This window comes from Rhodospirillaceae bacterium (assembly GCA_018662005.1).
In the GTDB taxonomy this organism is placed as follows: Bacteria; Pseudomonadota; Alphaproteobacteria; order Rhodospirillales; family JABHCV01; genus JACNJU01.
On the sequence record JABJHA010000046.1, the window covers coordinates 23,610 to 32,588 of the forward strand.

An 8,979-nucleotide genomic window follows, 5' to 3' on the forward strand; every position below is an offset into this window, starting at 1 on the left:
TTTTCCATTTCTCTACTTGACCGAACTCCGCCAACCGGCTTGAGTTAACATCATTTTCAGTTCGCGATTCTTTTTAATCGCGCGACGGACGAAGGGGAAAGCGTCCTTCCATGATGGATTTTCGACCCATAATTCTGGTTATCGGCATCCTGCTTTCGGCCCTGGCCCTGGGCATGATCGTGCCGGCCATTGTCGACGCCTTCGCTGGCAACCCGGATTGGCAGGTGTTCGCCATCTCATCAGGGGTAACGCTGTTCGTTGGCGGCGCCATGACCCTGACGTCACGCAGCCGCGGCTTGCGTCTGTCTGTCAGGCAGGCTTTTGTCATGACCACCTTCTCATGGCTGTTCCTGACCCTGTTCGCTTCCATCCCGTTCGTCTTTTCCGAGATGGATTTAAGTTTCACCGATGCATTCTTTGAAGCCATGTCGGGGATCACAACGACCGGCTCAACGGTGATCACCGGCCTGGATACGGCACCGCCGGGGATTTTGTTATGGCGCGCCCTGCTACAATGGCTGGGCGGCATCGGTATTATCGTCATGGCTATCGCCGTGTTCCCGATGCTGCGTGTTGGTGGTATGCAATTGTTCCGCATGGAATCCTCAGACCCGTCGGAGAAAGCGCTACCCCGTGCGGCCCAGATCGCCAGCTCCATCAGCTTGATTTATCTGATCCTGACTTTTATCTGCGCCGCCGCCTACTGGCTTGCTGGGATGTCCGGGTTCGACGCCGTCGCCCATTCCATGACGACCATCGCGACGGGCGGCTATTCGACGACCGATGGTTCCCTCGGCAATTTTGACAGCTGGAGCATCGATCTGATCGCCACCGTTGGCATGATCGTCGGCAGTCTGCCGTTCATTCTTTATCTGAAGACATTACGTGGCAGCTACGCCGCCCTGTGGCAGGATCCGCAGGTTCAGTGGTTTATGTCCATTGTCGGCATTGTGGTGCTGTCCATCACCGCCTGGTTATGGCTTTCGAGCGGCCTGGCGCCAGCCCAGGCGCTTCGCTATGCATCGTTTAATGTGGTTTCGATCATCACCGGCACCGGCTACGCCACATCGGATTATTCACAATGGGGCAGCTTCGCGGTGCCGGTGTTCTTCTTTATTATGTTCATTGGCGGCTGTGCCGGTTCAACCACCTGCGGTATCAAGATTTTCCGCTTTCAGGTTCTGTATGCCGCCGCCCGTACCCAGCTCCACCATCTTTTACAGCCGCACGGCGTTTTTATTCCCTATTACAACCGACGTCCGATTTCTGACGAGGTCATTGTCTCGGTGCTCAGCTTTTTCTTTGTCTTCGGGGTTTGTTTCGCCTTGCTGGCCATCGGTTTGGGCATGTTGGGCCTTGATTACCTGACCGCCATTTCAAGTGCGGCAACGGCGATATCAAATGTCGGTCCGGCGCTTGGTCCTATCGTTGGCCCGGCAGGAACCTTCCAACCCCTGCCCGATGCGGCAAAGTGGTTGCTGTCGGGGGGCATGTTGCTGGGCAGGCTGGAGCTGTTCACGGTTATTATTCTGTTCAGCCGCTCGTTCTGGCGGGGTTAGAGCATTCCCTAGTTCAACCAGTTCCCCAAATACAGAGAGATGTTTTTTTCAAGCTCCGCATTGATGTCTCTCATTAGGGCTTCGTTTAGGCTGAACCAGGCCTGGGCACGATCATTGACTGTCGCATCTTCACTGACCGTTACCGAGCGGTTGGCCCTGGCGTTGGCGAACCCCTTGCTGGCGCCGCTGTCATCAAAAATTTCCAGGGTCGCCTCGAGCACCGCGTCATAGCGTTCGGACTGGTCTTTGGTGAAAGCCCCTGTAAGACCTTTTTCCTTTTTCAGCGCCGTTTCAACGACCGATGCGTCAAGAATGACAAAACGCGCACGCGAAGCACTGCCGGTGGCAATCAGTCGGTCTGCTGCCCAACGACCCAGGGCGTCACCAGGCGGCGTCGGGAATAAATGTTCAACGTTGGGGGCGCTCAACGGTGGCTTGTAAGACGAGATAATTTCCACGGAACCTACATTCAACTTGATCGGACCCAGGTGCTCAAAAGTCAGATCAGGAAAGGCGGGGCTTGGCACGGTGGCTTCGCAACCGGCAAGCACACCGGCGAAAACGATGAGCAATCCTGCACCCAGAAAGCGCCTAATCCTCGTCTTCATCATCATCGTCATCATCTTCATATTCATCTTTCCTGGAACGGGTAATGTTGCGCAGCGCCATGGCCAGTCCGATACCGCCAGCCAACAACATCACCATGGCGACGGCGGCAACGATCAGAACAAGATTTGATGTTTTCTTTTCAGGTTCTTCAGGTTGTTCAGGTTCTTCTTCCGGGACTGCTTCTTCTGTTTTTTTACCATTTTGTGCGGGCAGGGCCTTGACCTGATTGACCGCCAGTTTCCTTTTCTGTTTTACGATGTCTGCCACGTCGGCCCGCTCGAAGGTAACATTTCCCGGGCACAGACGGTGGATATCGCGATCATCTTCGAGTTTCAGACTGTTGACGGTTTTCCCCGACACGCGGCCTTCTGTGCTCGGGAAGTAATTGAGGATGTTGCCGATCTTGCCTTCGGCCTTGATCTTGAAGCCAACATCATCGACCCGTCCGTCGCTGTCCAGATCGATGGTGAAGACGCCTGAAAGCCAGAACTTATGTCCTTCAATAACATGTTCGCCCGGCGACCAGAAGCTGACCAGATCACGGTCACAACGTTTAACCATCGACTTGTCTTTCAATGGCGGTGGCGGCGCGGCGACACCGGCTGCCGGGGTTTCAAGATTGGCTCCGGGAATGGGAAGACCATCGGGACCGACGGCGCCGGGCTCACTTGATACATGATCCATAAGCGGCACTGCCGAGATTTCCGGCGCAACTGGTTGCTGACCTTCTACAGCTGCTGCACCTTCTTCAACAGCCGCCTCGCCTTCGGGCTTCGGTTTGACAAACTCGCGGGCAATGGGCAGCGGTGCCGCGCCGGTATCTGTTTCCAGGCCCATATCGGGAACGTAATCCTTACGTGCGTCCTGAGGCGGCAAGGGTGTGTCATCGGAGGATGGCGGTAACGGCGTGTTGTCTTTTGATTGTTGGTTTGTCTGCGCTTTGGGCAGCGGCATTTCTTCACGGGCCGGGGCGGGAAGGATCAGTTGGCGGCCGAACCAGTCCTTGGCCGGTTCGGTGCAAAAATCATCGCCCTTCTCCAGCCGTATCTTCTGGCTTTGAATTTCCAGTTTGAATATGTAGTGATCGCCGGTATTGAGGCTGTTGGCCATGGACCCGCAGTCGAGCTCTGCCCCATGGACAGGCTTATGCCAGCCAAGAACAAGTGCTACCAGCAGCGCCGCCTTCAAGCCGTACAAAAGAGGGTTGTTCAATGCCATGCGCCCGATTCTTTAAAGCTTGTAAATTGTCGATTGTCTATAACAACCGACGAACCTTAAGGATATATGAGCCATTTAGACTAATTTTTAGTTATTTTCCATGCACCAGGCGAGAATTCCCTTCTGCGCATGTAAGCGATTTTCCGCTTCGTCCCAGACAACGGAGCGCGGACCATCAATCACTTCGGCCGTCACTTCCTCTCCGCGGTGGGCAGGAAGGCAGTGCATAAACAAAGCGTCGGGCCCCGCCAAATCCATCAGGCGCTGGTCGACCCGATAAGAAGCGAGCAGGTTGTGACGGGATTCGGCATCGTCATCACCCATGGAAACCCAGGTATCGGCAATCACACAATCTGCCCCGGTGACGGCACCTTCCGCGTCATGGGTCAGGGTGACATCGCCGCCTTCGGCCTTCGCCCAATCCATTATTTTTGAGTTCGGCATGAGCTGTTCGGGACAGGCCAGTTTCAACGAAAAATCAAAGCGGACAGCGGCCTGAATCCATGATGTCGCCATATTATTGCCGTCCCCGCACCAAACCACGGTGCGCCCGGCAATGGGCCCGGCATGTTCTTCAAACGTCATCACATCGGCCATTAACTGGCACGGGTGACTGTCATCGGTCAGGCCGTTGATTACCGGGATTGTGGCATAGTCGGCCAGTTCGGAAAGTTTGGCCGGATCGTCGGTGCGGATCATAATGGCGTCGGCGTAACGCGACAGCACACGGGCCGTATCGGCAACGCTTTCACCGCGCCCTATCTGGCAGGAATCGCCGTCCAGAACGACCACCCGGCCACCCAGTTGCTGCATACCGACTTCAAAAGAAACCCGGGTTCGGGTTGAGGGTTTCTCGAAGATCAGGACCAGAGTCTTGTCCTTGAGCGGGGTCGCGTCTCCGCTGCCCTGCTTGAAGGCGAGGCCACGATCAAGGATCGAACGCAAAGTGGCTGTATCAAACTGGTCGAGATCGAGAAAATGCTTTGGCCCGGACATCTTAGCCGTCCTCTTCAATTTTAGCACAAACCGCCGACAAAACACCGATCGCCTCATCAATATGATGCTGTTCAATGATCAGTGGCGGTAACAACCGGATGACATTTTCCGCCGCCCCGACACTCAGCAAGCCGGCTTCGTGAAGTTTGCCGCGGAAATCCGCGCTGTCACCAACACACTTGATTCCGATCATCAATCCGGAGCCGCGAATTTCTTCGATGACGCCAGGGTATTTCTCTACCAGGTCATCCAGACGCGCCCACAAACTCTTGGCCACTTTACCGACACGGTCAAGAAAGCCCGGTTCCATGATCACATCGCAGACGGCATTTGCCGCCGCCATGGCCATAGGATTGCCGCCAAAGGTGGACCCGTGAGAGCCCGCGCTCAAGGCCAGCGCGGCGCGTTCTGTGGCCAGACAGGCGGCGACCGGAAAACCGCCACCTATTGCTTTGGCGACGGCCATGATATCAGGGGTGACGCCAGCCCATTCGTGGGCGAACAACTTGCCGGTTCGGCCCATGCCGCATTGGACTTCATCAAATATCAGCAGCAAATCGAATTCATCGGCAGCTTCACGCAAGCCTTTAAGGTAGGCCGGATCAGCTGCATTAATGCCACCCTCGCCCTGCACCGGCTCAATCATGATCGCCGCTGTTTCAGGCCCGATTGCGGCGCGCATTTCATTGAGGTTGCCAAAAGCGACCTGGTCAAAACCCTCAACAGCGGGAGAAAAACCAGCCAGGTGTTTTTCCTGGCCACCCGCAGCGATGGTCGCAAGAGTGCGGCCATGGAAGGCATTAGTGCAGGTAATCACCCGGTAGCGTTCAGGATGGCCCTGATCGCTTTGGTATTTGCGCGCCATTTTAAGCGAGCACTCAACCGCCTCGGCCCCGGAATTGGCGAAGAAAACACTATCGGCAAAAGTCGCCGCGACCAGCCGGTCCGCCAGTTTTTGCTGTCCCGGAATATGATATAGGTTCGAGGTATGCCACAGCTTGCCCGCCTGATCCTGCACGGCCTCAACCAGATGCGGGTGACAGTGACCAAGGGCGTTAACCGCAATGCCCGACGCAAAATCCAGATATCGCCGCCCATCGCTATCGAACAGATAAGCGCCCTCGCCGCGCTCGAAGGCGACGTCAATCCTGGCATAGGTCGGCATAACGTTTGAAATCACGGGAGTTGCCCTCCTGGTTCGGAAAGCGCGGAAGTATCTGAATCTTTACGCTCAATGTCAACGAAGATGCGGATATTCTTTACGCCTTGAGCCTGTACCCCGACTTGAACATCTGCCGACAGATTGTCCACAACAGGGCATTGACGCCGGTCATGACGGCCAGTCCCAGTACCGGGTTGGTGTCAGAACTGCCGATAAAGCCGTAGCGGAAGCCATCAATCATATAAAAAAACGGGTTAAATGCGGCCAGCTTTTGGGCCAATTCGGGTAATCGTTCAATGGAATAAAACGTCCCCGACAAGAACGAAAGCGGAGTCACCACAAAGTTGGTTACCGCGGCGATATGATCAAATTTTACCGACCAGATACCGCCAATGGTGCCCAGCAACGCCAACATCAGGGACGCCATAATTCCATGAAAGAAAATGAAGCCGACATTGTGAAAATGAATGGGAATGAAAAAACTCATCGCCACGGCGACGACGAAACCCACCGCAATACCCCGGGTCGCCCCGCCCAGGGAAATCGCCAGGGTTAATTCATCAGGCGTAAAGGGCGGCATCAGTGTATCGACGATATTGCCCTGAACCTTGGCTACAACAATAGAGGACGAGGTATTGGCAAAGGCATTCTGGGCCATCGCCATCATAATCAACCCGGGCCCCAGAAATTCAATAAACGGCACGCCACCAACCTGACTCGATGCCCGCGACCCGAAAGCCAGGGCAAAGACGGCCAGGAACAACAGCGTCGTGACCACGGGGGCCAGCATGGTCTGGGTGTAAATTTTGGTGAAGCGGCGAACTTCCCGCATGTACAGGGTCCAGACCCCAAGCCAGTTATGATCCGCGGGATGAGCCCATCCGGTGGTGTTCATTATTGTTCCCTTACCTCTGTGCCCATTTATAATAGCGCAATGAGCGAACTTAAATATCAGAATCGGCGCAAAAAAATTCCCCGAAAAGTGAGCGCCACCTCACTTGATAACGCCGCACTTTACTATCTGGGTCGCTTTGCTACTTCTTCGGAAAATCTCAGGCGGGTTTTGTTGCGGCGGGTCGACCGGGCCGCCAGGCATCATGACACCGACCGGCAAGGCTGCGCAGAAATGATTGATCAACTGATCAAAAGATATCTGGAAAGCGGTTTGCTTGATGATGTCGCCTATGCGCGCGCCCAAGGCGCAAGCCTGAACCGGCGTGGCAAGTCTACCCGCGCCATTCGCGGCTGGTTGCGCCAAAGGTTCGTCCCCGCAGATATTATTGATGACACCCTCACGGCTCTTGCCGAAGAACTGGGCGAGCTCGACCTGGCTGCAGCCATCGCCTACGCCCGCAAACGCCGCCTGGGGCCATATCGTAAGGCGGCCAAGCCGCCTGCAAATCTTGAGAAAGAACTGGCCGCTCTTGAGAAAGAACTGGCCGCACTGGCCCGTTCGGGTTTTTCCTACGGACTGGCCAAACGCATCGTCGAGGCAACCGATATTGATGAATTGGAAAATGCCCTGTAAGAGTGGCTGGGCAACTTAAGGAGAAAAGGTCTTGAACGACCCCATACAAACGTTAAAAAATTTTTGGATAATGACCGTAGATGTCTGGCAGACCGGCGTTTTGGGTATCGACATCGGCCGCCTGATCACGGCGGTTGCCATCTTCACCGTGTTTCTGGTTTTCCGCCGCCTGTTCACCCGCTTCGTGTTGTCAGCGATAAAACGCGTGGCCCGCAAAACCGGCAGTACATTCGATGATCAGGCCATTGAGGCGCTGGAAAACCCGATCCGCTTCATTCCCCTTGTTCTTGGCGCTTTTTTTGTCGTCGAATACCTGGAATTTCCCGGCACCTTCGCCATCATCGGCGAGCACTTGGTACGCTCGCTTATCGCCTTTGTCATTTTCTGGGCGTTGTTCAAGCTGGTTGATCCGTTCAGCCAATTTCTCAAGCGTCTGGAAAAGATGTTTACCCTGGCCATGGTCGAATGGCTGGTCAAGGCGATCAAGGCGGCTTTCATTTTTATCGGTGCTGCGACCATTTTGCAGATCTGGGGCATTCAGGTCGGCCCGATCATTGCCGGACTGGGGTTGTTTGGCGTCGCCGTGGCGCTGGGTGCGCAGGACCTGTTTAAAAACCTGATCGCCGGAATCCTGATCATCGCCGAAAAGCGTTTCAATACGGGTGACTGGATCCGCGTCGAGGGCACGGTCGAAGGCACCGTGGAGAGCATCGGCTTTCGCTCAACAGTGGTCAGGCGTTTCGACAAGGCGCCGGTGTATGTCCCCAACACCAAGTTGTCGGACAGTGCGGTGGTCAATTTTTCGTCCATGAGCCACCGCCGCATCTACTGGAATATTGGCGTCGAATACCGCACCACGGTTGATCAGTTGCGGACCATTCGTGACGGTATCGAGGCATATGTTATGGAGAATGATGCTTTCGCCCAGCCGCCCGAAACCGTGCTGTTCGTTCGCATTGACAGGTTTTCAGACAGTTCCATCGATATCATGTTGTATTGCTTTACCAAAACCACCAATTGGGGTGAGTGGCTTGAAATCAAGGAACGTCTGGCCTACGCCATAAAAGACATTGTCGAAGGTGCCGGAAGCGCTTTTGCCTTCCCCAGCCAATCAATTTATATAGAGGCGGCCGACGGTGACAGCCCAGAACCGTTCGTCCTGCCGGAAAGACAAAAACAGGAATAAGTACCATGAGCGTTACCATTTATCATAATCCCCGGTGCTCCAAGTCACGCACCACCCTGGCCTTGTTACAGAACAACAATGCAGACCCGGTTATTGTTGAATACCTGAATACGCCGCCAAGTGTTGAAGAGCTTAAAAATATTATCAGCCTGTTGGGGATCGCCCCGCGTGAGCTGCTCAGAGCAAAAGATGCCCGGGAAGCAGGCGTCGATGCCAGCCTGGATGATGACGCCCTTATTGCCGCCATGGTCGCCAACCCCATCGTCATCGAACGGCCCATCGTCGTCGCTGGCGGTAAAGCCAAAATCGGCCGCCCCCCGGAAGATGTTCTGGACATCCTTTAAAAGAATAAAAAAACCCCCGCAGATACCTCTGCGGGGGTTTTAACGTTAGCCGTTGAAGATCAAGCTGCGCGAACTTGCGCCATGAACTTGTCAACTTCGGTTTTCAGCAACTCGGATTGCTGGGACAACTCGTTGGCCGCACTGAGCACCTGCGAGGACGTCGAGCCCGCTTCACCGGCGGCCTGGGTAACACCGGCGATATTTGTTGATACCTCGCCGGTACCGGCTGCCGCCTGCTCAACATTGCGGGCGATTTCAGATGTCGCCGCACCCTGTTCCTCGACCGCCGCCGCAATCGCCGAAGCGATTTCGCTGATCTCGCCGATGGTCTTGGTGATGCCCTGAATGGCCTGAACGGAATCCTGGGTGGCGCTCTG

The 8,979-nt window shown here is 55.2% G+C and carries 10 protein-coding genes; 4 read left to right on the top strand and 6 right to left on the bottom strand.

Going from position 1 to position 8,979, the window contains the following annotated elements:
* The first annotated feature begins 110 nt into the window (after positions 1 to 110).
* Positions 111 to 1,559, top strand: coding sequence for a TrkH family potassium uptake protein (locus HOL66_16360; GenBank protein MBT5245805.1), 1,449 nt, complete (start codon positions 111 to 113; stop codon positions 1,557 to 1,559).
* Positions 1,560 to 1,567: 8 nt separating this feature from the next.
* Here the strand turns inward: HOL66_16360 and HOL66_16365 are convergent, their stop codons facing one another.
* The 5 genes from HOL66_16365 to HOL66_16385 form a co-directional block, all read right to left on the bottom strand.
* Positions 1,568 to 2,110: a hypothetical protein gene (locus HOL66_16365; GenBank protein ID MBT5245806.1), complete on the bottom strand. Its 543-nt coding sequence runs from the start codon at positions 2,108 to 2,110 to the stop codon at positions 1,568 to 1,570.
* A 40-nt stretch (positions 2,111 to 2,150) separates the two neighbouring features.
* On the bottom strand, positions 2,151 to 3,386 hold the full coding sequence (locus HOL66_16370) for a hypothetical protein (protein ID MBT5245807.1): 1,236 nt from the start codon (positions 3,384 to 3,386) through the stop codon (positions 2,151 to 2,153).
* 87 nt (positions 3,387 to 3,473) lie between these two features.
* Positions 3,474 to 4,382, bottom strand: coding sequence for an ornithine carbamoyltransferase (gene argF / locus HOL66_16375; protein ID MBT5245808.1), 909 nt, complete (start codon positions 4,380 to 4,382; stop codon positions 3,474 to 3,476).
* A gap of 1 nt (position 4,383) precedes the next feature.
* Positions 4,384 to 5,562 carry an aspartate aminotransferase family protein gene (locus HOL66_16380; GenBank protein MBT5245809.1) on the bottom strand — a complete coding sequence of 393 codons (1,179 nt, stop codon included), beginning with the start codon at positions 5,560 to 5,562 and terminating at the stop codon, positions 4,384 to 4,386.
* 79 nt (positions 5,563 to 5,641) lie between these two features.
* The gene (locus HOL66_16385) at positions 5,642 to 6,439 is read right to left on the bottom strand and encodes an ABC transporter permease (GenBank protein ID MBT5245810.1); all 798 of its coding nucleotides are present in this window, start codon (positions 6,437 to 6,439) and stop codon (positions 5,642 to 5,644) included.
* A 39-nt stretch (positions 6,440 to 6,478) separates the two neighbouring features.
* On the opposite strand from HOL66_16385, the gene HOL66_16390 reads away from it, so the two are divergent.
* The 3 genes from HOL66_16390 to arsC all read left to right on the top strand — a co-directional run bounded on the left by HOL66_16390 (position 6,479) and on the right by arsC (position 8,602).
* Positions 6,479 to 7,072 carry a RecX family transcriptional regulator gene (locus HOL66_16390; GenBank protein MBT5245811.1) on the top strand — a complete coding sequence of 198 codons (594 nt, stop codon included), beginning with the start codon at positions 6,479 to 6,481 and terminating at the stop codon, positions 7,070 to 7,072.
* 70 nt (positions 7,073 to 7,142) lie between these two features.
* Positions 7,143 to 8,258 carry a mechanosensitive ion channel family protein gene (locus HOL66_16395; protein ID MBT5245812.1) on the top strand — a complete coding sequence of 372 codons (1,116 nt, stop codon included), beginning with the start codon at positions 7,143 to 7,145 and terminating at the stop codon, positions 8,256 to 8,258.
* Between the two features lie 5 nt (positions 8,259 to 8,263).
* On the top strand, positions 8,264 to 8,602 hold the full coding sequence (arsC, locus tag HOL66_16400) for an arsenate reductase (glutaredoxin) (GenBank protein MBT5245813.1): 339 nt from the start codon (positions 8,264 to 8,266) through the stop codon (positions 8,600 to 8,602).
* 59 nt (positions 8,603 to 8,661) lie between these two features.
* On the opposite strand, the gene HOL66_16405 is transcribed toward arsC, so the two are convergent.
* Positions 8,662 to 8,979: methyl-accepting chemotaxis protein (locus HOL66_16405; protein MBT5245814.1), on the bottom strand; the 318-nt coding region annotated here is incomplete at its 5' end.

Excerpts from the sequence above, each read along its gene's own strand:
- HOL66_16370 (MBT5245807.1), bottom strand. The coding sequence starts at position 3,386 with ATGGCATTGAACAACCCTCTTTTGTACGGCTTGAAGGCGGCGCTGCTG.
- argF (MBT5245808.1), bottom strand. The coding sequence starts at position 4,382 with ATGTCCGGGCCAAAGCATTTTCTCGATCTCGACCAGTTTGATACAGCC.
- HOL66_16385 (MBT5245810.1), bottom strand. The coding sequence starts at position 6,439 with ATGAACACCACCGGATGGGCTCATCCCGCGGATCATAACTGGCTTGGG.
- HOL66_16390 (MBT5245811.1), top strand. The coding sequence starts at position 6,479 with ATGAGCGAACTTAAATATCAGAATCGGCGCAAAAAAATTCCCCGAAAA.
- HOL66_16360 (MBT5245805.1), top strand. The coding sequence starts at position 111 with ATGATGGATTTTCGACCCATAATTCTGGTTATCGGCATCCTGCTTTCG.
- arsC (MBT5245813.1), top strand. The coding sequence starts at position 8,264 with ATGAGCGTTACCATTTATCATAATCCCCGGTGCTCCAAGTCACGCACC.
- HOL66_16395 (MBT5245812.1), top strand. The coding sequence starts at position 7,143 with ATGACCGTAGATGTCTGGCAGACCGGCGTTTTGGGTATCGACATCGGC.